This window comes from Enterococcus sp. DIV0176, assembly GCF_050528535.1.
GTDB classification, from domain to species: domain Bacteria; phylum Bacillota; class Bacilli; order Lactobacillales; family Enterococcaceae; genus Enterococcus_B; species Enterococcus_B thailandicus.
Genome location: NZ_CP172879.1, coordinates 2,057,469 through 2,083,564, shown reverse-complemented (window position 1 = coordinate 2,083,564; position 26,096 = coordinate 2,057,469). Strand labels below are relative to the sequence as shown.

General features: G+C 33.1%; 18 protein-coding genes. 16 read left to right on the top strand and 2 right to left on the bottom strand.

Going from position 1 to position 26,096, the window contains the following annotated elements; genetic code table 11:
• Nucleotides 1-32: 32 nt before the first annotated feature.
• Complete coding sequence (locus tag IGJ66_RS09650) at nt 33-677, bottom strand: lytic polysaccharide monooxygenase (RefSeq protein ID WP_067482545.1); 645 nt, start codon at nt 675-677, stop codon at nt 33-35.
• A gap of 124 nt (nt 678-801) precedes the next feature.
• Complete coding sequence (locus tag IGJ66_RS09645; protein ID WP_430616548.1) at nt 802-1,644, bottom strand: helix-turn-helix domain-containing protein; 843 nt, start codon at nt 1,642-1,644, stop codon at nt 802-804.
• 220 nt (nt 1,645-1,864) lie between these two features.
• Between IGJ66_RS09645 and IGJ66_RS09640 the strand changes: the two genes are divergently transcribed.
• From IGJ66_RS09640 to IGJ66_RS09565, 16 genes are all read left to right on the top strand, one after another.
• Nucleotides 1,865-3,601 (top strand): fibronectin type III domain-containing protein, encoded by a 1,737-nt coding sequence (locus IGJ66_RS09640; RefSeq protein WP_430616547.1) that lies wholly within the window; start codon nt 1,865-1,867, stop codon nt 3,599-3,601.
• A 456-nt stretch (nt 3,602-4,057) separates the two neighbouring features.
• A complete protein-coding gene (locus IGJ66_RS09635; RefSeq protein ID WP_095803779.1) occupies nt 4,058-5,182 on the top strand; it encodes a CDP-glycerol glycerophosphotransferase family protein in 1,125 nt (374 codons plus the stop codon).
• Complete coding sequence (locus IGJ66_RS09630; protein WP_082294016.1) at nt 5,166-5,966, top strand: WecB/TagA/CpsF family glycosyltransferase; 801 nt, start codon at nt 5,166-5,168, stop codon at nt 5,964-5,966. The genes IGJ66_RS09635 and IGJ66_RS09630 overlap by 17 nt, the downstream gene beginning before the upstream one ends.
• Nucleotides 5,963-7,141, top strand: coding sequence for a CDP-glycerol glycerophosphotransferase family protein (locus tag IGJ66_RS09625; RefSeq protein ID WP_270492832.1), 1,179 nt, complete (start codon nt 5,963-5,965; stop codon nt 7,139-7,141). The genes IGJ66_RS09630 and IGJ66_RS09625 overlap by 4 nt, the downstream gene beginning before the upstream one ends.
• The gene (gene tagD / locus IGJ66_RS09620) at nt 7,138-7,533 is read left to right on the top strand and encodes a glycerol-3-phosphate cytidylyltransferase (RefSeq protein WP_067482535.1); all 396 of its coding nucleotides are present in this window, start codon (nt 7,138-7,140) and stop codon (nt 7,531-7,533) included. Before IGJ66_RS09625 ends, tagD begins: the two co-directional genes overlap by 4 nt.
• 40 nt (nt 7,534-7,573) lie before the next feature.
• Nucleotides 7,574-9,931, top strand: coding sequence for a CDP-glycerol glycerophosphotransferase family protein (locus IGJ66_RS09615; RefSeq protein ID WP_430616546.1), 2,358 nt, complete (start codon nt 7,574-7,576; stop codon nt 9,929-9,931).
• Between the two features lie 43 nt (nt 9,932-9,974).
• Nucleotides 9,975-13,742 carry a CDP-glycerol glycerophosphotransferase family protein gene (locus IGJ66_RS09610; RefSeq protein WP_430616545.1) on the top strand — a complete coding sequence of 1,256 codons (3,768 nt, stop codon included), beginning with the start codon at nt 9,975-9,977 and terminating at the stop codon, nt 13,740-13,742.
• On the top strand, nt 13,742-16,744 hold the full coding sequence (locus IGJ66_RS09605) for a CDP-glycerol glycerophosphotransferase family protein (RefSeq protein WP_430616544.1): 3,003 nt from the start codon (nt 13,742-13,744) through the stop codon (nt 16,742-16,744). The genes IGJ66_RS09610 and IGJ66_RS09605 overlap by 1 nt, the downstream gene beginning before the upstream one ends.
• A gap of 3 nt (nt 16,745-16,747) precedes the next feature.
• Entirely contained in the window at nt 16,748-19,399 is a 2,652-nt protein-coding gene (locus IGJ66_RS09600; RefSeq protein WP_430616543.1) for a DUF6270 domain-containing protein, read from the top strand.
• A 35-nt stretch (nt 19,400-19,434) separates the two neighbouring features.
• Nucleotides 19,435-20,796: an ATP-binding cassette domain-containing protein gene (locus IGJ66_RS09595; RefSeq protein ID WP_430616542.1), complete on the top strand. Its 1,362-nt coding sequence runs from the start codon at nt 19,435-19,437 to the stop codon at nt 20,794-20,796.
• Between the two features lie 2 nt (nt 20,797-20,798).
• On the top strand, nt 20,799-21,608 hold the full coding sequence (locus IGJ66_RS09590; protein ID WP_430616541.1) for an ABC transporter permease: 810 nt from the start codon (nt 20,799-20,801) through the stop codon (nt 21,606-21,608).
• Nucleotides 21,609-21,620: 12 nt separating this feature from the next.
• Nucleotides 21,621-22,274: a hypothetical protein gene (locus IGJ66_RS09585; RefSeq protein WP_430616540.1), complete on the top strand. Its 654-nt coding sequence runs from the start codon at nt 21,621-21,623 to the stop codon at nt 22,272-22,274.
• Nucleotides 22,275-22,302: 28 nt separating this feature from the next.
• Entirely contained in the window at nt 22,303-22,917 is a 615-nt protein-coding gene (locus IGJ66_RS09580) for a hypothetical protein (protein WP_285603220.1), read from the top strand.
• A gap of 63 nt (nt 22,918-22,980) precedes the next feature.
• Complete coding sequence (locus IGJ66_RS09575; RefSeq protein WP_071868877.1) at nt 22,981-23,991, top strand: NAD(P)H-dependent glycerol-3-phosphate dehydrogenase; 1,011 nt, start codon at nt 22,981-22,983, stop codon at nt 23,989-23,991.
• A gap of 161 nt (nt 23,992-24,152) precedes the next feature.
• Nucleotides 24,153-25,028: a UTP--glucose-1-phosphate uridylyltransferase GalU gene (gene galU / locus IGJ66_RS09570; RefSeq protein WP_430616539.1), complete on the top strand. Its 876-nt coding sequence runs from the start codon at nt 24,153-24,155 to the stop codon at nt 25,026-25,028.
• A 444-nt stretch (nt 25,029-25,472) separates the two neighbouring features.
• Entirely contained in the window at nt 25,473-26,072 is a 600-nt protein-coding gene (locus IGJ66_RS09565) for a hypothetical protein (protein WP_271027409.1), read from the top strand.
• Nucleotides 26,073-26,096: the final 24 nt, after the last annotated feature.

The following is a 26,096-nucleotide window of genomic DNA, read 5'->3' as shown; positions in this document are numbered from 1 at the left end:
AGCGCATGCGCGTTTTGCCTCAGCCTTTCTTTTTATTGTGCTAAATTAGTCAAGCGATTTCCTTGTTTGACGTTTACATCAATTACATTGTAAAACGCATTTGGTGTGTCATCAATATCCCAAACGGCTAAAACCACGTGGTAGCCTAGATGATCTGTAGGAATTGTTACCTCATGAGTTTTATCTGTTGAAGCAACATCACCATCGTGATCGATTGTATCAATTAATTGTAATTCATCGCGAGTTAATGGTTTGTTTTGATCCCAACCATTTTTCGTAATATAGTAATGCCATTTTGTTGTTGCATGGTCGGCAGTAAATGTCCAAGAAAAATTATTTTTACCGGTGAATACTGTATGTTTGGTCCAACGATCAGCTGTTTGTTTGTCTAAAGTATAATCACCCAATACACCATCAGCTGAAGCGATGTGCCCATCAGCAGGTCCAGCTTGTGGGAACCCTTTTTTTCCTTCCAGTGATTGTGGGTCATCAATTACAGCACCATATTTATCATGCGCGGCACTCCAACCTAGCTGATTTTTGTCTAAAAAGCCTTGATAACCACGACTGGCTGGTTCTTTGACATACCCATGTGCATCAACAGAAACAGTTGTTAATGCAGTCAACCCAGTCGCAACTAAAACGAAACTTAACCCTAGCAGTGTACTCTTTTTCATCTTGAAACCCTCCAAAATAAATAATCTGTTTGAAATAAAACTCAGTTATTTCAACAACAAGTAGTATAAAATGGAACAGTTTTGAAAAATTATTTTGTATGTTATTGCAACAAAAATTATTTAATCAACTATAAGTTGTCTTCAATCGAATGATGAAGTCCGTCATTGCTGTTAGACCTAACCAATCAAAAAAATGAATTCCTTGATCGATTTCGGCAATTGCGCTTTGATCGCCTTGAGCTAAACGATCCAAGGCAGAAAAAATTTTATAATAAGCTATATTTAAGCTATTTGTATGTAATTCTGCTAGTTTTTTTAGTTCAGTAAGAAAAAGAGTTCTTAAAGTAGCTGATGAACGAGTAAAAGACAGTCTGACGCCATTTAAAATAAAATTGGCTAATAAGTTTTGCTGGACAGTTGTATCTTGATAAATCCCCATTTTAGTGACGCTATGATAGAAGGAACGTACGATATAATCTGTTTTAAAAATAAAAAGACATCTTGAAAAGATTGAAAGCTCAAAACGCCCCCAGGTATCAATATGTTCTAAATAGTTCATAATCAGTTGTATTTCTTTTTTCACCTCAGGAGTGGTTGCTTTGTTTTCCAAATGATTAAGGATGATTTTTCGTTGGGCGTAAAGTAAACGGTAAAAAATATTTCCGGTTTTTTCATATTCTTTTAGTAATTCGTCTTCTTGTGCAGAAGTGAGTCCAGGAGTCGTAAGAAAATAATTGGTTAATTTTTGCTTTGGCGACAGCGAACCCTCGTTTAGTAAAAATTCGTATTCCTCTAAGGTCACATTCATTTTTTCTAAATAATTAATCAAAAGCTCAAAACTGATTTTTGTTCCACGAGATTCGAAAGCAGCGAGTGTTCCTCGTTGGGAAATTCCCATGGTCAACTGCTCCTGAGTAAAGCCACGTTCTTTCCTTAACTTCCGGATCAAAAAAGCATGTTCTGACATCTTCAACACTCCTTTTGTTATTTTATTTCTAGTTTAAGATAACACACTCCAATTCGAATGAAGAAAGTCTTCTTTTGTGCTGCCTTTTTATTAAAAAGTGTGAACACCCTTTTGTTTTAAGGATATTTTGTTGCAATAGCGTACAAAAAAATCTTTTTTACAGGAGGCTGTTTATAATTGAGGAGGCTTTTTAAATAAAATAAGTGTTGGAGGGAAAAGAATGCAAAAAAAATTATTGTTATTTTCAATTAGTATCATGGGAGGATTACTTGGCTGTGCTAATGGTGTTGCTGCGGATACCGCAGATGAAATGCCAAGTATTGCGAACAAGCAAATTTCAGTTGGTTATTATCATAACTGGCCTGGAGAAATGGGGGCAGGTTATGTGGGCGGAGTCCCCGCTGATATCCAATTAGAACAAATCAATCCTTTTTACAATGTCATTTCGGTTGCGTTTATGAAGGGTGAGGGAATTCCAACTTTCAAACCGTATAATATGAGTGATCAAGCATTCCGAAACCAAGTGGCAACCTTAAATGCACAAGATCGTGCGGTTCTTTTATCATTAGGTGGCGCAGATTCACATATTGAACTTTCAACTGGACAAGAACAAGCTTTTGCAAATGAAATTATTCGCTTGGTCGATACTTATGGCTTTGATGGATTAGATATTGATTTGGAACAAACGGCTGTAGCGGCAGGTGATAATGCGAAAGTAATCCCAGCAGCGTTAAAAATTGTGCGCAACCATTATGAACAACAAAATAAACACTTTATTATTTCAATGGCTCCAGAATTCCCATACTTAAGAACAGCAGGGAAATATGTCCCTTACATTACTGCCTTGGAAAACGATTATGACTTTATTGCTCCACAGCTTTATAATCAAGCAGGAGATGGTATTAGCGTTGGCTCAGAGTGGATTGCTCAAAACAATGATAGCAAAAAGTTTGAATTTTTATATGGAATCTCAGATGCATTTGATAAAGGAAATAATGGCTTCATTCATATCCCAGCCAATAAATTAGCTTTAGGACTTCCAGCAAACCAAGATGCAGCAGCAAATGGTTATGTCAAAGATCCGAATGTTGTCTATCAAGTATTTGAAAAACTAGCGGCAAAAGGGACGCCTTTAAAAGGAATCATGACTTGGAGTGTTAACTGGGACGAAGGAAAAAATTCAGCAGGAATTGGTTACAATGAATCATTTGCACATGCGTATCAAGGATTATTTGAAGAACAGGTACCTGATACAGAGAAACCATCTGTTCCAACCAATTTAACAGCATCTGCGACCTCAAACAGTGTTTCATTATCTTGGAAAGCGTCTACTGATAATGTCAAAGTAGATCATTACACTATTTATGAAAACAATCAGTTAGTTGGCACAAGTAAAACAACAAATTTTGTGCACACTGGTTTATCAGCAGCAACAAACTATAGCTATACAGTCGTAGCAGTAGATACGTCAAATAACCAATCTGCGCACTCAACTAAGCTAGATGTGATTACAAAAGAGGCATCCGAGTTAAACAAGCCATCTGCACCAACAAATGTAGAAATTAGCAAAGCTACAGCAAATAGTTTAACTTTAGCATGGGACAACAATGCACCAGAAGAAGAAGTAACCACCTATGAGATTTATCGTGAAAATAAAAAAGTGGCAACGACAACTGATAATCAATTCACGGATCAAAATCTAACACCAGAAACAACGTACATGTATCAGATCAAAGCGGTAAATCGAGTTGGTCTATCTGATTTTAGTCAGCAAGTGACAGGAACGACAACATCTGACAGTGGTCAAGTAGGTGAATGGAAAGTTGGCGTGACTTATCATATTGGGGATATTGTGACTCATCAAGGACATCAATATAAATGTTTACAAGAACATACTTCGATTTCCGTTTGGAGCCCAGACCAAGCACCAGCTTTATGGGAAAAGTTAAATAAATAAATTTGAATCAGTCAATTAAGCAAACATCTAACTACTGAGAAAAAAGGCGTGAGGTCTTTTGATTCGTGGTTAGATGTTTGTTTTTTTAAATAATATCAATTAAGCTGCATTTTACGAAGTTGAAAGATATTGTTTTTTATTTAGTCATTAAAAATACAATATAGCTGTAGATTGATGGTTTTATCAACTAATAAATAACGGTAATTAAAAAGCGGGACTTTACAAATAAGACTATAATATTAAATTATTATTACGTAAGTATTTCTCGAGTATTACACATGACGAATCACCTTTAAATTCTTTATATTATTCTGTATAATTAGATCAAATATTGCCTTTTTATAGACCGAAAATTGATTTTTTGTCGATTAGTTTGTGTGCATTTTGTGTATAAACTAGGATAGAAAATGTTGATTAGGTGACAAAATTGTTAGGTTGGGAAGGAGTAGTTCAGTGATGAATATATTGAAAAATGGATATATGACCGCTGCAATGCTTTGGCCTAAGAGAAAATTGACCTCGACGATTGTGTACATTATGAGTTTTTCGTTTAATGAAGGCGACTTGATTAAGCAGCTTCACTTGAACTATCCAGGAAAGGTGACTGTTTTTTTTGTAGACAAGTGCCGCGAGTATGCGGAAAAGTTAAAGAGTGAAGGGATCGATGTTCGCCCATTTACGCCCAAAAGTCTTTTTTTAGGAAGAAATCTCACGTTATTAAAACAAGCAAAAGTAATTATTGTTGATAACTACTTTCCTGAGTTAGCCGTGATGACGCCAAATCAAGTAGTCATTCAAGTCTGGCATGCTGATGGTGCAATCAAAAAATTTGGCTGGGATGATCCACAGACGAAACAACGTAGTCGGCAAGACAAAAAAAGATTTCAAAAAGTTTATGACTCCTTCAATTATGTAGTAGTCAATTCGGATAAGATGGCAGAGGTTTTTCAAAAAAGCTACAGTTTAAATCAAAAAGTGATTCAAAAGTTCGGTTCTTTGAGATTAGAAACAGCTCAAAAAGTAGCAGAATCAGTTGAACAAACAAAAAAATTTATTTTATATGCACCAACGTATCGTCCAGAAAAAAAAGATATGGAGCAAATTCTTAGTCAAGTATTAGCTACATTTTCTAAACTACCTGAGGAACAATTTTATGTACATCTGCATCCGACAATTCAGCAAGAAAATTGGGTATTACCTAAAAATGTACATTGGTGGAACCAAAATATTATGAAAAGTTATCCAAATGTCAAACTATTGATTACGGACTACTCGGCAAGTACTTTTGAGTATCTTACTATACAGGAACAGTCAAAAATTATTTTTTTCTGTCCTGATTTTGATAAATATAAAAAAAATCCAGGAATTCAAAATGATTTTCTTGAGTGGGCACCTGGACCAGTCGTGAAGAATCAGGAATTGTTGGGGCAAACAATTCAGACCTATTCATATGAAGCAAATGAACAAGGGGTAAAACAAGCAAAACTGTTATGGAATCAATATGAAAATGGCAAAACTGTTGGAAAGATAATGGCGTTAGTGAAAAAGGAACTGGGTGAGATTGGTGGAAAAGAAGAGTAGGACAGAATACATAAGTGGAGTCCCTGTTGATAATTTGACCTATCAAACAATTGTGGAGGACATCCCCAAATATCTAGCTGCAAACAAAAAAATGTTAATCACAAGTGTTAATCCTCAAATTACATTGCAAGCTTATCAGTATCCAGAGGTAAAGGCTTATTTAGAACGGGCAACACATCGAATTGCTGACGGAATTGGCGTGGTTAAGGCTTCTAAAATGTTACGAGGAAATATTCGTGAACGGATAACTGGTATTGAAGTGATGGAAAGAAGTTTGCAGTTTGCGAATCAATTTGGCTACCGGATTTTCTTATATGGAGCGAAAAAGGATGTTGTGAATCAAGCTGCACGAAATATTCAAGAAAAATATCCGAATATTGAAGTAGCAGGTACACTTCATGGCTACACAAGTAGAAATACAGAAGAAGTGATTAAAAAAATCAATCAAGCAAACTGTACCTTTCTCTTTGTCGCTTTGGGTTCACCTAAGCAAGAAATCTTTTTGGAAAGAAACGTAGATCAATTGAATGCCAAAGTTTTTCTAGATGTTGGTGGTACTTTTGATGTCCTTGCAGGAGCAGTCAAGCGGGCACCAAAATTTTATTTAGACAACAATCTTGAATGGCTCTATCGTTCGCTTTCGATGAAGCGTTATGATCGTTTGGTGCAGATTCCGAAGTATTTGTATTCGATTGTGCGACATAGGGACGCCAAAATGGAAAACAAGGTGCAACAACTAGATGTAGAAATCAAAAAAGAGATAAAAGAGTGGAGACATGAGTGAGTATAGTGCGAAGAAATCTTGAAATAATTTATCATCGATGGGTGAAAAAAGTTTTTTCTCTCCTTAATAAACATCCGAAAGAAAAACTAATTTTTTTTGAAAGTTTTCATGGCAAACAATATAGTGACAACCCACGTGCTATTTATGAATATATTCGGGAAAATTATCCGGAATACACCTGTATTTGGGCGGTAAAGAAAGGCTTTGAAGCCCCTTTTATTGAAAATGATGTTCCTTATGTCAGACGGATGGGCTTGAAGTGGCTACTAACAATGCCAAGATCAAAATATTGGTTTTTCAATACTAGGATGCCTGGGTGGATGGTTAAAGGTAAAAATATGTATGTTCAAACATGGCATGGAACACCGTTAAAAAGATTAGGCTTAGATATCAAAAATGTAACGATGCCAGGAACGGATACAAATAAGTATCGGGAAAATTTTAAAAACGAAGCGGCCCGTTGGGATTATTTGATTTCACCTAATGCATACAGTACGGAAATTTTTCGAAGTGCATTTGCATATGAAGGGGAGATCCTAGAAATCGGTTATCCAAGGAATGATATTCTTCTGTTACCTGATAATAGTGAAAAGATCAAACAAATCAGAAAAAAGTTAACTATTGCTGAAAATCAAAAAGTTATCCTCTATGCACCTACTTGGCGAGATAACCAATTTATAAAAAAAGGTGCTTACAAGTTTGATAATCAATTTCCTTTCACTGAAATTTTAGAACAAGAATCAGACACGATTATTTTGACTAGGCTACATTACTTAGTGGCAGAACAATTTGATCCTAAGCAATATGGGAATCGCGTAATAGATGTTTCTAGTTACGAAGATATCAGTCATTTATATTTGATTGCAGACCTGTTGATTACGGACTATTCTTCTGTCATGTTTGACTTTGCCTTAACGAAAAAGCCAATGATTTTCTATATGTATGATTTAGATTCTTACGGACAGGAAATTAGAGGATTTTATGAGGGGGTGTTGAATCAATTGCCAGGACCAATTATTCAGAAACGTGCAGACCTTATTTCTGAAATCCATGCAATTAATTCAACATCTTTTACAACTAATAGAGACTATCGTGCATTTTATCAACGTTTTTGTATTGATGATATTGATGCGACTGAGAAATTAATAACGAAAATTTTAGGAGGAACAAAATGAAACGAGTAATTACTTATGGAACATTTGATTTATTACATTATGGTCATATCAATTTATTAAAGAGAGCTAAAGAACAAGGAGATTATCTAGTCGTAGCTTTATCAACAGACGAATTTAACTGGGAGCAAAAGCAAAAAAAATGCTATTTTTCTTATGAAAAAAGGAAACAGTTACTAGAAGCTGTACGGTACGTTGACTTGGTAATTCCAGAAAACGGCTGGAGTCAAAAAGCATCGGACATCAAAGAATATCATATTGATACTTTTGTGATGGGAGACGACTGGGCAGGTAAATTTGATTTTCTGGAAACAGAAACAACAGCTGAAGTTTTCTATTTACCAAGAACACCTGAGATTTCAACTACACAAATAAAGAAAGACTTGAATAAGTAGTAATTTAATTAATGTTGTAAAGTTGAAAAGAGGTGTTTTTTTGAAATACGAATGCTCATTTATCTTACTGAATAATAACAACTTGCGAGGTAGTTTGAAAGACACCTCGCTTCTTGACGTTTTCTCGGAAAATTACTCATTACAAATCAATCAAGAAAATTTCCAGATTGTCAACGTAACGAGAATGCTATTAGCAGATGAGTTTATTTTTCAAATTGAAGTCGATCGAGAATTACCGGTAGACATTAAAGATAACTCAGTAGTTAAATTAGTTGATATGAACATGACAATATTAGAATTAAGGACGCATAATTGGTTCACTGAACAACAGATTCTACAAGAAAATAGATTACCCATATTTGACTGTTTGATTGAAAATCAGCAATTGAAATTTTCATTTTTCGAGTTGAATCAAAATGAGTTTACGATAAATGTCCGCTCAAAGGCTGGAAAACTGTATGAAAAGCTTCCTTATTCTAGAAGTCAAACGGCAGGAATAACAACCGTAGTTATAAATAATCTTGACTTAATTGGTCAAGTAAATGAACTTGGTAGGTACCATTTTTATCTTGAAACTGAAGGCAAAAAATACGAATTTTTACTAGCTAAAATTCATACAAAAAAAAATAAATATCTTGATTTTTTATATAGAGATGCTACTCGTGAAGCAATGATCTATGCCTCTCAAAAAACATCGTTATCATTTACAATACAACCACCAGTTAAAATGAATGAATTCCGTTACCATAAGAAGGCTAAATTGTTAGCTTTGAAGAAAAAGCAATCATTGATTTTAGAAGTTAAGATTCCAATAGAATATCGTGAAGGATTTGCCTATTTGTTAAAAATCCAACACAGAGGAACTTTAACAGCTGCCTATCAATTACAACCAATAAAGAAAACTGGAAAAAAGCTTGTCTTTTCAATTGATCTAGCTGCATATGACTGGGAGTATTATTACTGGGATTTATATTTAGAATGCAAAGGTGAGAAAGAAAGCTATGATTGTAGAATAATCAATAAGTCATTCTTTTTATATTTAAAATTACAGTACTTTTCGGGAAGGTATCAGTCAAAAATAGATGATAACATAGTGTATCCATATCAAACAATGAAGTATGCAATCAGTCTTAATTTTCGTCCTTTTAGCGAATATGAGACGAAAAAATACAAACAAAATGAATGGATTGCTTATATCTTGGCTCATACTATAGGACTCTTTTTTTTAGGGAACGATATTTGGCTGATTCATGAAAAATACTCAAATACAGCACAAGATAATTCGTATTATTTTTTCAACTATTTACAAGAAAAAACTAGTCAACGTGCCTATTTTGTAATAAAAAAAGAGTCACCAGAGTATAACAAGTTAAATCACTATCATCGACGTCGAGTTGATTTTATGAGCGTGAAACATTTATTTTTGCTACTTATAGCTAAAAGAGTTGTTGCTTCGGAATCTAAGGGACATGGATATGCTTGGCGTGTACAAACAGGACCAATCAAACCCATTCTAGATAAAAAAAGATATGTCTTTCTTCAACATGGTGTTTTAGGTCTTAAGAAACTTGATAATACATTTAATGCAACACGTTCGAATAATCAAGCAGAGCTTTTTATTACTTCCGCAGAGTGGGAGAAAAAAATAGTTCAAAAATATTTAGAATATACTCCTCAAAATATTGTGGTAACAGGGTTAGCTAGATGGGATGAGTTACAAAAAAATAAAGGTAATTTGATAAAGAAAAAACAATTTTTAATTATGCCAACTTGGAGAACTTGGTTAGAGGATCTAACCCAAGAAGAATTCATTAAATCAGATTTTTTTCAACAATATTCTCAATTGCTATCAAATCGCGAACTACTAAAATTCTTAGAAATTGAAGGATACACCATTGTTTTTTATATTCATCCTAAATTAGCAGAATATATTCAATTGTTTGATGTTTCTGCACATAAAAACCTACGTATTATTCCAATGGGGGATGTTCCGCTAAACAAACTTCTTTCTGAGAGTGAATGCTTAATAACGGATTATTCCAGCATTTATTGGGAGGCCTTGTATCAAGGAATACCAACAATATTTTTCCAATTTGACATAGAAAAATATCAACAAATGCAAGGAAGTTATCTTGATCTTAATGAAGAGTTACAAGAAATTCGCTGTTTTGATGCAAAATCTTTGATTTTACAAATGAAACAAAAAAGTTATCTTTTAAGCGATGTGAGCGCACATGCAAAAACAATCTTTCCCTATATAGATAATCAAAATTCAGCTAGGATTTTTGAAGAGATTAAACGATACAAACCTAGTTTAATAAATAGAATAAAACAAAGAATAAAAAGAAATCGACTAGTTGAAATGGTTAGAATACGCGTCAACGATATCGTCGGATAAAAGGAAATTTTAACATTCCTATATTGCTTATGAGGTGAACAAATTGAAAACAACGTTAGTAGCTAAGAAGCTAATTTATGATAATCAATCAATTTATATTGAATTATCTGGTGAAGAGATAATTGAAGAATTTTACTTGACAGAATGTATATCTGGAAAAACGCATCAAATGCTTGCAAGTAAAGAAGGAATGGGGTATCGCGTTTCTATTCAGGGATTAAATATTTTTAATCGTCCCTTACAAATAGTCACTATTTTTGGAACAATCAAGGTTACTGAGTTAACAGATAGATCAGATAGCTCGCTACCTATCCATTTATTAGAAGAAAAATATTTCTTTATTTCTGAATCGAAGATATTTAACTACATGATTTCTCCAAAGCAAATCGTAAAAAATGATGGACAAATCATAGCTCAATTGACAAATACTCATTTGACAATTGAAGAAATCGCAGACTATCGACAAGTCGATTTCTTTGTTAAAAATGAAGCTGGTTACTATTTGAGAATTAATGGCTACCAAAAAGATAATAAACTTTCTGTTAATCTAACCGAAGTGATTCAGGAGCTAACAGTTATCCAAAGCTTCAGTAGTTCTTCTTTGTATCTTGTTGAATATGTATTAGATCAATACGTTGCTACGAAAATTGTCACTTCAGAAGTAGAAAATGGAAATGCTCAATTTTATCCTTTATCAGAATCATTCTTCCTACTAGAAAATGTACAACAAACAATGCTTATCCGAAATAAAGCAGTTGTAACCTCTGTACAGGATATCCAGAATTTACAAAATGTATATATTCAAACGCAACAAGCAGATTATTTTAAGTTGACAAAAGAATGTCTTACTTTGTTACCAAGTCAACAAATCCAACTATTTAAAAAAGAAAATCAAGAATTTGTCCCTTATAAGTTTTCCAAAAAAGAATTACATGTTTTAAAAAAATACCCTGAAATCATTGGAAACCAAGTGAAATTTTTTATTAAAGGAAATTCTATTTGGATTGAACCACTCATAAACGCACAACCGGTTTTAAAAAATAATTTTAGTAGCTTAGAAATCAGAATAAATAATCTAGAAGAAATTGCTTTGGAAGGAAAAACAAAAGAACTTTATATTCCTTGGCAAAAATCGGGTGAACGATTCACATTAGATCTATTGGAGACACCTCTTTCACCAAATCAAGAATATAAAATTATAGGAATCAATGGTGTTACAAAGCAAAAAATTTATTTAGACTTAAAAGTTCAACCTCAGAATGTATTAAGCTATTCACTCATTCAACATCACAAGCAAACCACGTTGATAACTTATGATTATGAAACTTTTATAGCTAAGAATTATCCAGTCAAAGTTACGAAATCTGTAGGAATCAAGAATATCTGGTCTGAAGGGGAAAAACTATTTTTAGTACCAGAAAAGAAATTCTCTTTGAAACAAAACTTAATAATGAAACGCCGTGGAAAAAATGACTTGATTTTAATTCATTTGTCCCTGATGGAAGATGGTAGCTATTCTGCTGATCTTTCAGATATAAAGAGCGAACTGGAACAAGATACAAAACTTTATGGTGATTTTTATCTTCAAGAAATCACGTCTGAAGCAATTAAGCGTTCGCCATTAAAAATCAAAGATAGTATAGTTGAGAAACTTCCTGGGAAATTACTGATGGAGTGGGCCGCTCAGGAGGACCAACCTGAAAAATATAATGTTGGTTTGTATGTCAATAAGGATAAAGGAATCAGCTTATTGCAAGATGCATATCCTGCATATTTAAAATTCATGAAAAAAATGATTACGAAAGACTTAGATGTAACAAAATTAACGATGGAGAATCAGTTCCTAAACTTAACTATTCCTGAACTAGATGGCATCGAATCTTCTATACAGTTAAAAGTTATCAAACGCGCAACGAAGGAAACATTTATTTTAGAAAGTAAGGCTCGAACAGAAAACGATGCAGCTATCCGTTTTGATTTAACATCACTTATTGAAAACTCAGTAGGAGAGTTTCCACGTCTTGATTTTCGCCTTTCTTTTGAGACGCCTTACTCAAAATATGAGGAATGCAAGTTACGCATGAAAAAGAGTAAAAAGCGTAAGGAAGGATTGAGTTTAACTCAACTAACTGAAGAGCAATCATTCTTAGTTTATACAACAAAAAGTAACATTATTTGTGGCGTATTTTCTACCTATACTGCTGGTGCAAGAGAATACTTTCAAGTGCAAACAAAATTAAAAGGTATGAGAAAAACTGGACACGGCTATGTATTCAAAATAGTAATAGATAGTCAAGAACATTTTGAAGTGGAAAATGCTTATTTGCAATTACGAAGTAAAGAATATAACATGCAAATCAATTGTAAATTGATCAATCAAACAAAAAATGAATTTGAATTTTCTTTTGAAATGGATTGGGATAAATTTTTCCCGCTGTATTGGGATCTATTCGTTGGAATGAAATTTAATGAAGTGATTTATCCAATTAAAGTAAAAGGGGCACAAAAGGAAATATTGAATCAAGTTGAAGCAGATTATTTGGATAATAGTGTGTTGAACGATGATAAATCTAAAATTATATATCCGTATGTTACGTTCTCTAACGATATTGCATTTATGATTAGAGAAAAAGAGAATTATGAAAATAAATGGACAAGTTTTAAGGATAAAGCAGGCTATTTAACTTATCGTTTGTTCAAAAAGTATTTGGACAAGCAACGTATTTGGCTAGGATTTGAAAAATTTTCTCAAACGGCGCAAGATAATGGCTATGCAATGTTTGATTATGTACAGAAAAATAATCTCAAAAAACAGTATTACTATGTGTTATCAAAGGATTCGAAAGACTATTTAAATGCCAAAAAGGAACATAAAAATATTCTTACTCATATGTCTTATCGCTACTTTGTTATGTTATATGCTTCTAAGTTATTGATTGCATCTGAAACGCCACGACATGTGCATAATATTCGAGTGAGATCTGGTCGTGCTGCAAAAGCAATTCAAGAAAAGAAAAGTGTATTCTTACAGCATGGAGTTACCGCATTAAAACGTTCAGACGTATTTAAGAAAAGCAAAGGACGAGGCAACTTTGATATGGTAGTTGCGACATCCGACTTTGAGAAAGACATTTTACATGAAAATTGGTTATACGATGAAGATGAAATTGCAGTTACCGGTTTTTCACGTTGGGATTTACTAGAAGATCATTCGAATCTGCAAGAACGCAAAAAAATATTTGTTATGCCAACTTGGCGATCATGGATGGAAGATATGCCGAAAGAAGAATTTATCAAGACGGATTATTATAATAACTATATGGGATTTTTATCTTCAAGCAAGTTAGAAACAATTCTAAAAGAGAATAATTTAGAAATTATCTTTTTCTTACATCCAAAATTCAAAAATTACATTTCTGAATTTAGTGCTCCAAGTGAACGAGTACAACTATACGCTTTTGGTGATATTAAAGTAAACGAAATGATTATGGCATCTTCATTAATGATTAGTGATTATTCATCTGTTACTTGGGATATGTTCTATATGGAGAAACCTGTTATATTTTTCCAATTTGATTATGAAAAATATAATGAATATGAAGGAAGCTATATTGACATGGAAACGGAATTATTTGGTAGACGTGCCATAACAGTTGACCAGTTGATTAACACAATTGAACAAACGATTTCTCAAGATTTTGTTTTGGAGGAACCTTATCAAGAATTATATGGAAAATATTTTAATTATCATGACCGTGAAAATAGTCAAAGAATTTATGAAACAATAGTCAAAGAAAGAGTGGATCAATAATGAACAGTGTACGGATTTTTGAGGGTAGATTCTATATTACAAGAAAAGAGCCTTGTGAACTAATTTCAGTCTCTGGGGAAAGATTTCCTTTTAGAAAAGAAAATACGGATACGTATAGTCTAAATATTGAACATTTTATAACTGATGAATTTAAAATTATCGATAATTTGGGAAATGAAATTTTTCTTGTAGAGGATAAAAGCCAACTGTTTTTAACTGATGAACAAGCCCATAGTTATAGAATTGTTTCGAAGTCGGTAGCGGGATTTTGTATCCAGACTGTCCCGTATCGAAGTACAAATTTCACTGGAGTAATGGCCGAGCCTCTTATAATTGGGAGGAAGGATAATGAACTAGCGACTATTAATCTAAATAAAACTGATAGAAACCCTCAAATATTCTTCTGCTTGGGTGAAGATATCTGTGCAATTGATTTTTTAGTGGATCATAATTATGAGGTGTCTATTGCACAACATTATGTTACTCACGTCAGCGGTCGATTAATTGTATTTGATGGTGTTAAATTTTTAGCAAATAGTAAAATGAAACATACGGAGTACCACAATTTAGAGATGAAAGTAACTAATATAGAAGTGACGAATGAATCAGTTGTTCTGACTGCACCAGCTGTTCACTCAATGGTGGAAGCTTCTCTCTTGATAGGGGAACGTTGGTTATTTGGTAAAGTGAAGGATGGACAAATTACCTTTAAGCGAAACTTTTTTCCTGAATTATGTGGGAAAGTAAAATTATATCTTGGAAATCAGCAAATATTTACTTCAATCAAAAAAGTCTTCCTAGCGGGAGATAATGTTGGAGAAGATTTACTTATAGAAAATAATGAACTTTATTTATTAAAGAAAACAAAAACCCCAGCTTCTTTTACAAATCAAGAATTAAAAAAACATGTTAAAATTAAGTTTTCTAATTTGGAACTAACGGACTATCAGCTGAGCTTTCAGTTAGAAAGACATCTTGAAAATGCGCAATTAATCATCAATAAAAGAGGGCAAGGGTTGAATTATATTCTTCCTTTGAACAACAAGGATGATTATTACTACTGTAGTTTACGCAGTTTCATGGAGGACGAAGCAGCTGAATTAAAAAAAGCTCGCTTTGATTTTTATCTATATGTTTTTAGCGAAGGGCAATATCAATTGATGCGTTTGGCCAATAAAGATAAATTACCCAAAGATAAAAAGAATCGTTTTTTTGGGGTAGTAACTTATGGTCAGCATAAGACAGCTTATTCTCAACATTTTGAATTATATTTGACTAACAGCAATACTTTATCGCTTGTAAAAAACAACTTATCTAACTTAGCTAAAGAGCGTTATGAAATAAAAACGCAAGTAGCTGATTTTGTTTATAAAAAACCAAAAGTAAGGTTAACTTGCAAACTAGAAACAAAAAATAAAGAGGAGATATCTGTTCAAAGTGTTTTACTAGTGAAGCGCAATAAAGATACGCTAGAACGGATAAAAATAACTGACTTTACTATTGATCAAAAGAAAAATCACCTTTTAATTAAAACGACAATTGATTTATCAATATATGATTTTGAGCCATTATATTGGGATTTGTATGTTGAGACAAATATAAATGAACAACGTTACTTTGTACGCATAAATAAAGCGAGCAAAGCTGCTAAACGAAATATTAGAAGTAACACACTTAAGTATCAGTATCATACACAAGACGATTTTTTAATGTACCCATACATTACAATTAGTGAGGATATCTCTTTTACTTATCGAAAAAGAGAAAGTTATGAAACCAAGTGGAATAATTTTAAAGAAAAATCTGCTTATTATTTAGCTCGATTGATGAAGCCGTACTTTGCTAAAAAAGATATTTGGATAGGGTTTGAAAAACTAGCTTCCTCAGCTCATGATAGTGGGTATCACTTTTTTAATTATTGTTATGAAAACAAAAAACATGATCAGTTTTATTATGTGATTGATAAATATGCAACCGAAGCAAAATTCTTAGCTGATAAGAAAGATCGTACCCTGAACTTTATGTCGTTTAAATATTTCTTGTATCTATTTTCTTCGACGTTGCTAATTTCTTCTGATACTAAGCGGAATGTTTATAATTTAAAGCAAAAAGAAACTTATATGGGGCGTGTTTTAACAGAAAAACCGTTAGCTTATTTGCAACATGGTGTGAACGGTTTGAAGAAAGTTCCCGATTTTTATAAAAATAGAAATGTTTTTGATTTAGTAATTGTACCTTCAGAATATGAAAAACGTTTAGTAATCAATGAGTGGGGGTATGAAGAAGAGGAAGTAGCTGTGACTGGATTGGCCCGTTGGGATGTTATGCGAGACAGAACAACCGAAATTCCCTATCGTCAAATTTTTGTAATGCCAACTTGGCGGACGTGGATGGACGGTCTACCTAAAGAAAAATTTATTCAAACGGATTATTTTAAAGAATACAGTCAATTTTTAGCTTCTAAAGAATTAAAAGAGTTGCTTGTAGCTAACAATGTAAGAATCGCTTTTTTCTTACATCCAAAGTTCAAAGAATATATTGATTTATTTGAAATTGACCCAGAAATAATCGATAAATATGAATTTTTAGAAGTCCCAATGGACGAGTTGATTATGAAGAGTTCAATGATGATTTCAGATTATTCAAGTGTGATTTGGGAAATGTATTACTTAAAGAAACCATGTGTCTTTTTCCAATTTGATATAGAAAAATATTTACAATATGAAGGACTTTACATGGATCCTAAGACTGATTTATTTGGTGACGTAGCATATACTTCAGATAAGTTAATCGCGCTTATTCAAGAAACAATAAAAAATGGGTTCGTAGAAAAAGATATTTATGCAAATATGCGTAAGGAGTATTTCTCATTGATGGATCATGATAATTCGAAGCGGATTTATGAGGCAATCGTAAATTCTAACGTTAAATCGAAAAAAAATGGTGGTATCAGACCTATTACTAAGAAGACCTTGTTAAAAATAAAAAATAGGAGTGAGTAACTGATGATAGAGCACTTTATTGATTTTCCTGTCATACTAAAAAAAAGAATGCATCAAACTGTATTTGCTTATGACAAGAGTGAAACTTATAAAATAGCTTCAGTAGATGACTTAATGAAGATTATTAGTGAAGAGACAGTCGATGGAACGATTTATGACTTTTTCAAAGAAATCGATAATAAGGAAAAAACTTATAAATTAGATATTCCAGATGCAATGAACCAGTTCCAACGCGCGTCTGACTTGTTAACATATCGCTTTTATAACGCTAAGCGAAATGTTGCACTACATTTTAGAAGTGTAAAAAACATTGTACTAACTCAATTTAAAATGAATGGTGAGCAAGCTGAAATTCAATTAGAATCTCCATTGAACTTAGCACTAGCTACAAATTTAATTTTGATTGACGCGCTAGGTGAAAGGTACATAATGACTGAGTTTATGAATGTACCTATAACACCAGTACCTTTGAAAGATAAGAAAATGTATAAAATTATTGTTGATCGTATGTATCGCTTTAAAACAGTGAATGCTAAGAGAAGATACTCACTTTTTTTACAGTTTTCTGATGGAACAATGATTAAAATAAAATATTCTAAAAGCAATAACTCAAAGGAAGTAGTAGAGGGTGAAAAAGGAGAAGCTCTTTTATCTTTTAATGCTACGAAAAAAGAAAAGCTAAAAATTGCGATATTTGGTTCATGCTATTCAAGACGGGCATTTACATCAACAGATTTCTATAATCCAGACTACAAAAATAAATATAATATCGTACTTACTCAATTTCAAAGTTCACTATGCACATTTGGCGAGAATATTCCTAGGACTATGGACGATCCGGCTCTGAATAAAGAATTAAATATTAATCCACAGATATGGTCTAAATCTGAACGGAATAAGCTGTTTTTCAAACAACTGTCTGAAGTTCAACCTGATTACTTGATTATCGATCTTCATGGTGATATTCAAAGAGGCTATATTGAATATCCAGATGGTTCTCGATTGACAAATGCGTATTTTAATTATGAATATATGAAAAAATATCCGAAGTTTACCTTATACCAAGCAAAGGAAAATTTTGCTGATTATTTCGAAGAATTTAAGAAAAATGCAAAGTATTTTCTTTCAGAAGTTTTAGAGGTGGTTCCTGAAAACCGGATCATTGTAAATCGGACAAATTCCGCAAATCTTTACCTAAATGAAAAGCGTGAACTGGTACCTTTTCCTAAAAAAGATACAGATGTAAAGACTTTCAATATGATTGCAAATGTTTTTTCTGATTACCTGCTTTCATTGATTCCTTTAGCGAATGTTATAGATAGTTATGACTATGGATACCACGCTGATATCATGGCACCAGGAGACCATAGCATTAATCATTTTGAATCAAACTTTTATAAACATTTTATGAAAGATGTAGATCAAGCTGTTATTTTAAATGAAGCTCAAAATATTAAAAAACAAAAACAAATTAACTTTTATAATTCATCTTTAATTGAAAAAAAAGATAAGTATACTATTGATTCGTTTGAAGTTATAGTTCCTTCAGGCGCAGCAATTGATGATGATTTTCCAGTAGCTCGACGAGCACCAAGACCCTTTAAAGAAAGACAAAAAGATTACGTGAAAAAATTTGACTATAAAACAGTATATTATGATGTCTTTGAATCAAATGGGAAAGTGTTCTTTTCGGGTCCAGCATTTAGAAATTTAGAAAGTCTTTTCCAAATGGCTGAATATACACTTTTTGGATCAAAACGTACTGATTTTCCTGTGGTAGAAAATGGGTGGAAAGAACAAAAAGTCATCTTCCCTCTAAGCTATCATGAAAGTTATAATAAGCCAGATAGAAGTTTTAAAATTGATGCAGGAAGATTTCATGCCAACGGAACTATTGGAAAGGATATTCTAGATAATTTTAAAGATTTAAACTGTTTGGTGGCAATTAATAAAGATAATAATTTGAGTTGGATAAAAGACTGGGCAACTTTTTATGTAAAAAATCATAATGTAGACTGTGTGATTGTTTATAATAATAATTCGGAGACCTATACAAATGAAGAGTTACTCATGACCCTTCAAAGTGTCAATGGTTTAAAAAAGGGATATGTTGTCGATTGGCATTATAAATTTGGACCAATCGGAACCAGACCAGGTAATCATGATTCGGATTATGCACAATATGTTATGTTAGAACATTCTAGAAATAGATTCTTTCTAAAAAGCGCAGGAGTAATTAACTGTGATATTGATGAACTAATTGTTTGTGACGATAAACGGACAATTTTTGATCATATTAAGGATAGTGCTTCAGGAGCAGTTCGATTCAATGGTAGATGGATAGAGAATATACGTTCAAATCATGATTCAATTCCTAAATTCTCGGATTTCTACTATTATGATACAGAGCGTCCAGCTACGACATATAAATATGCGTTTGATCCTAGAAGAATACCGACAAATATCCAGCTTTGGCTCCATAAATTTGCGCCTGGATTTGTTCCCGATGAGATTGAGGGAATTCATCACAGACACTTTAAAGGAATTAGTAATGATTGGCGAAAAAATGATCGATCTAATACAGTTGATTTTGATGAAAGTAGACATAAAGTGGATAAACTATGGAAAGAGATTCTCGAAAGTACCTTTGACTAATAGATGATGTTTTAGTTAAATGAAAGGACCAAAAAATGAGTGATTTAGATAAAAAGACAAAAGTTCATGCAAGTTATATAACCAAGGAATATGATTTAATCCAAAAAAAATCTGACAAATTAAAAAGCTTGTTTGGAACTCGCAAAGAAGAAATTCCGCAGTTTTGGGCGCTTAAAGGTGTATCTTTTGATGTTTTTGCAGGAGAAGCTGTCGGTTTGATTGGTATAAATGGTTCCGGTAAATCAACCCTCTCTAATATTATTGGCGGAATAATTCCTCCGACTTCTGGAGAGCTAGTAATTTCGGGTGAAACATCAATTGTGACAATAGGAGCCGGACTAAAAAATCCCTTGAGTGGAATAGAAAACATCCGCTTAAAGTGTACAATGTCTGGAATGAGCAACAAGGAAATCAATGAAAATATTGAAGAGATCATAAATTTTGCTGATTTGGGAGATTTTATTTATCAGCCTGTTAAAAGTTATTCAAGTGGGATGAAATCACGTTTAGGGTTTTCTATAGCTGTGCATCAAAATCCTGATATTTTAATTATTGATGAGGCCCTTTCTGTAGGGGATGATACTTTTTATCAAAAATGTGTTGATAAAATTTTAGATTTTAAAAAAGAAGGAAAGACCATTTTCTTTGTGAGTCATTCATTAGGTCAAGTAGCAAAACTTTGTGATAAAACGATTTGGATGCATTATGGAGACTTAAAAGCATTCGGACCTACTAATGAAGTAATTGTTGAATATAAGAAATTTACAAAATGGTTTAAGTCGTTATCTAAAGAAGAAAAAAAAGAATATCAAAAAAGATATAAATCTGAGCAAAGTAGTTTTAGTTTAGAAAATTTATATGATAAGGAAGTAGCAAAAAGACAAGAATCAACCCTTTTACTGAGGTCTGAACGAAAGGACCTGCAAAGTAAATTACAACGTAACCAGGTTGGAGATAATATGAAAAACTCAACTAAGATCATTTTAGTGTGTTTAATTTTTTTAACATTATTATTTTCAGTGATTAGTTTTTCGGGAAAATCGTTGACATTTTTCTTAGAGAATCCAATTGTTTTTATTCAAAAACATATAACTAAGAGTAAAAAAGATCCAGCAGAAAACAAAGTTAAGTCGAGTACTCAGAAAACTATAAGCGAATCAACGACAGAAAGTACAAGAAACTCTACAACAAAATCATCTGAAATGATCCAGTCCAGTAGTAACAAAGTGAAAACATATACTGTTCTGCCAGGAGATACTTGGAGCCAAATTGCTTACAGTAATAATATATCTGTAGAAGAACTACTGGAAGCAAATGAGCGGCTAGAGACAGATTCTTTACACTCAGGTGAAGTAATCAATATACCTGAAACATTTAATCAGAGTGGGGAGAATTAATTATGAAGGAAGTACAAATTATTATAAAAGAACAAATTAGTAATTTACAAACGATTATAAGAATGTCGAGATATGAAGAAAAGGCCACCTATCAGAATCATTATTTAGGACTTCTTTGGCAATTTTTAAATCCTATTATCCAAATTGCAATTTACTACTTAGTTTTTGGTTTGGGGCTTAATGGTGGTAGATCGATATCTGGAATCCCGTTTATTTTATGGATGCTTCCAGGAATTACGACTTGGTTTTTTATGCAATCAACAATTTTAAAATCTTCAAATAGTATCTATAAACAAGTAGGATTAGTTTCTAAAATGAAATTTCCGGTTAGTATATTGCCTTCAATTTCGATTACTAGTAATCTCATTTCATACTTCTGGATGACAGTTTTTGTAGTTCTCCTCTTAGTTGTGGGTGGAGTATTCCCTTCACTTTATTGGCTACAATATGCATATTATTTGTTTTCAATGATTGTCTTTTTATTTGCATTTGGATTGTTTAATGCAACTATCAGCACGTTAATTAGAGATTATCATGTTATGTTACAGTCAACAATTAGACTGTTTTTGTACATTTCTGGAGCAATTTGGAATTTTGATACGAAAAATTTACCTGAAGGACTGGTAAAAATTTTAAAGTTGAATCCTATTTATTATTTAATTGACGGTTTTAGAGATACTTTCTTATCAAGAGAATGGTTTTGGAATAAAGGAACATATGGATTAATATTTTGGTGTATAACACTTATCTTTTTGATTATTGGTTCACATATCCATTTAAAATTCCGAGCAAAATTTGTTGATTATATTTAGGAGGAAATCTAAATGGAGTCGTTATTAGTTATTGATGATAGTCAAAGAAGTACTTTTTATTATTATTGTTCTACGAATGAAAAAAACATATTGATTCGTTTACTTCCTGAAACTACAGCAAAAAAAAATGAACATTTAGGCAAACAGTTCTCGTCTCTTAATAGATTAGAGTTTATAGAATGGTTTTCTTCAGAGTTCGGGCTACAAGTTAAAACTTATATTGTGATAACTAAAGAAAAACTTTTAAAAATAATTATGGAAGAATTATCGCAAAATGGAGTAGTTACTATCTCAAATCCTTATGAATTTACTCAAGAAGGATTTGACTTTAAACGTGGTAAGCAGAAAGTGACACTAGAAGAGTTAGAAATATTTTTCACATGTTATCCAGATAGTTCTGAACATTTTGCTATTTTTTCAAGACAAGAACATGTGTTACGTTTATATAAGCAAAAAATTCAGGCAAAAAAGAATCCAATTTTACTAGTCAAAAAATTCAATCAGTTGAAAAAATCCGTAGATACTAATCTAACTCTTACTGGAGTTACACGAGAAGTAGGAGAGTTATTTAAAATTGGTGGAAGGAGATTAACAAAACTTGATCTCCCCAAAAATAATTTTTTCGAAACAAAAGCAGAAATATTACGACTTATAACTAAAGAATAAAAAATTATACTGAAAAGGAGGAATATTTATGGCTAAAAGAACCACTGGGAAAAAATCTAAAGGATGGCTCATTACTAGCATTATGTTACTATTGATACTGATAGTTGGTGGAATTGGTGTATGGTACTATCAAAATGTTTATTCTAAATTGTCACCTGTTGCAGACTTTTCAACTGTTAGTGGGAAATTTTATCTTTCAGAAGAAATTTATCGTGGAGAAGAAGTTACATCGTTTAATCATGTAAAATGGGAGAAATCGGATGCAAAACTAAGCTTCTCGCCTATTGATCAGTCAAATATATTTATAGGCACATACGCAGATAATAAATTATTTACTGGACGTATCATGGCTACGATTAAACAAAAAAATAACTACTTAGGTCTAAAACAAACTAGCTTTATTGTCTCTGCTGATTATTATAATTCAAAGCTGAAAAAGGAAGAGCAAACGTTTTTTGAAAAATTAGATAATAGTGATATTCCTGATTTGATCAACAGCAAAGATACTTATTATATTTCAAAAACATTTCATATTAATTCGGAAATTAAGAGTTATAAATTCTATCTAAAAGATAAAGAATTGATTCGTGAGAATGTACCTGACAATGATTCCTACTATTACATGAAATATGAGCAACAATAAGGTAAAATGTTAATATTTACGATTAAATAATTTTTAGATTCACAATTGAAAGGAAGAAATTTAATGAAAAAAATCGCAGTTTTAGGCCCGGGTTCTTGGGGGACTGCCCTAGCGCAGACCTTAGCAGAAAATGGTCATGATGTTCGAATTTGGGGAAACGTTCCTGAACAAATTGATGAAATCAATAACTATCATACCAATAAACATTTTTTACCAGACTTGCAAATTCCTGAATCAATTGTCGGATATAAAGAATTAGCGGAAGCTGTTGATGGTGCCGATGCTGTGTTATTCGTTGTCCCAACAAAAGCGATTCGTTCAGTTGCACAAGAATTGTTAGAAAAAATGAATACGAAACCAATCATCATTCATGCAAGTAAAGGTCTGGAACAAGGGACACACAAACGTATTTCAGAAGTGATTGCAGAAGAGCTTCCAGAAGAAAAACGCCAAGCAATCGTTGTTCTTTCTGGTCCAAGTCATGCAGAAGAAGTTGCTGTTCATGATATCACGACAATTACGGCTGCAAGTATTGATCAAAAAGCAGCAGAATTTGTTCAAGATTTATTTATGAACGATTATTTCCGAATCTATACAAATAACGATGTGATTGGTGTAGAAACAGGTGCTGCATTAAAAAACATTATCGCGATTGGCGCTGGTGCCATCCATGGGCTAGGATTTGGTGATGACGCAAAAGCGGCTATCATGACTCGCGGCTTAGCTGAAATCAGTCGTCTGGGTGTAGCTATGGGTGCTAACCCACTGACATTTATCGGTTTGAGCGGTGTCGGTGATTTGATTGTTACTTGTACAAGTGTTCATTCTCGTAACTGGCGTGCAGGAAACTTATTAGGACAAGGGCATAAATTACCTGAAGTTCTAGAAAATATGGGGATGGTTGTTGAAGGTGTTTCAACAACCAAAGCCGCTGTTGAACTAGCTAAGCAATTAAACGTGGAAATGCCAATCACTGAGACCATCTATAGTGTGTTATATGAAGATAAAGATATCAAGCAAGCTGCAAAAGACATCATGTTGCGCGATGGTAAAACAGAAAATGAATTTATGTAAATAATTAAAAGAGAGCGAGCAAAAGGGAAACATCATCTTGCTCTCTTTTTTACTGAGTATAAAACCGAAAGAAAGTAGGTTTCCTATTTTACCTCTGCTATAATATTTGAATGAGAACCTCTATTTTAAATAGATGATTGTGAGAAAGGAACGAACAAATCATGACAAAAGTTAGAAAAGCTGTGATTCCAGCAGCAGGATTAGGCACACGTTTTTTACCTGCCACAAAAGCGATGGCAAAGGAAATGTTGCCAATCGTTGATAAGCCAACGATTCAGTTTATTGTTGAGGAGGCTTTGGCTTCAGGGATCGAAGATATTTTAATTGTTACCGGAAAAGCAAAGCGACCAATTGAAGACCACTTTGATTCAAATGTTGAATTGGAAACAAACTTACGTGAAAAAGAAAAAAATGAATTATTGAAATTAGTCGAAGAAACGACAGACGTTAATTTACACTTCATTCGTCAATCTCATCCAAAAGGTTTAGGTCATGCTGTATTACAGGCGAAAGCTTTCGTAGGAGATGAACCTTTTATTGTGATGCTGGGGGACGATTTAATGGTGGATGATGTACCTTTGACAAAACAATTGATGAATGATTACGAACAAACAACATCTTCAACAATCGCTGTTATGAGTGTTCCGTATGAAGATACATCGAAATATGGCATTATCAATCCTGGTGAAATTGTTTCAGATGATGTTTACAGTGTGAAAGATTTTGTGGAGAAACCAGATCCAGCAGACGCACCAAGTAATTTGGCTATTATTGGACGTTATCTGTTAAATCCAGAAATCTTTACTATCTTGGAAACACAAAAACCTGGTGCGGGTAACGAGATTCAGTTGACGGATGCGATTGATGAACTGAACAAAAGTCAACGTGTATTTGCACATGAATTTAAAGGTACACGCTATGATGTCGGAGATAAGTTTGGCTACATGAAAACGAGTATCGAATATGGATTGCAGCACCCAGAAATTGGTGAAACGCTAAAAGAATATCTGATTGAATTAGGAAAAGAATTAAAGTAATTGATCGAGTAATTGATTTGAAGTAGAGGCCGGGTTGTTTGGTCTCTATTTTTATGTGTTTGGATGATTTGTTTTAGAACTTTGAGTGATAGCAGAGTGGGGGATGATTTTGTTGCGAAGTGTTCCCCAAGCAACTACTCGCAATAACTCTCAACTGTCCAAAAATATGAATGGCTATTTTTGGTAGTTGCGCATTATTTTTTTGGAGCTGACCGCTTGGAGCCGAAACCTTATCCACGGTGTTCCCAAAACAACTCCTCCATATAGCTTGCATTCATTTCAAAATATGGAAAACTATTTTGAGTGTTTGCTCGCTATCTTGTCGGAGCTAAACGTTTTGCGCCACAACCTTTTTCTATTTGACAGCTGACTGGTTTGCTATAAAATAGATAGCAGACATCATTTTTACTTAAGATTAGTGGAGGGAAGTGTGGGTGGCTGACGTTGTACAAGCCGATTGTGATGAATAAACAAGACAAAGCTTTGAAAAAAGTTGCCCGAATGCAGTTACTTGAACTCTTGAATGAAAATCCTGAGTGGTATCATTCTCAAAAAGTAGCACCTAAAAAAATAAAACAGTTAGCCACACTTTTAGTAGAGAATCAGAAAATAACGAATCGTGTTCCCAAAAAAGAAACAGTAATCAATCCGCGCTATTTTTTATTACTTCATTTTTTGGGTTTTACCAATAAAGAGGTACAAGAAATCTTATTTCCAACGAAACAAAGTTATTTGCTGTGGAAAGAGGACTATGGGTATGACAAATTAAAGAGTACTGCCATTGTGAAAAAGAAACAGTTGTTGATCCAGACGCTGGCAGATCAGTGGCATGTATATGAGCTCGCAGAACATTCAGTGCAAACAGTTAACGATTTTTGGCGAGAACAAAAGGCATTAGCTGAAGCTGGACATAAAGCTGTGGATGGATTGAGTGTACAAGAAATTAATGAGATTTTAGGTTTTTATGAAGTGTTGGACGGCATTACTGATTTTTCTCGAATTCAAAAACAGCTAGTACTGGAAAAAAAGAATCGTTTTGTCTAAGGAAGTGCACGAATCTGTGCTTAA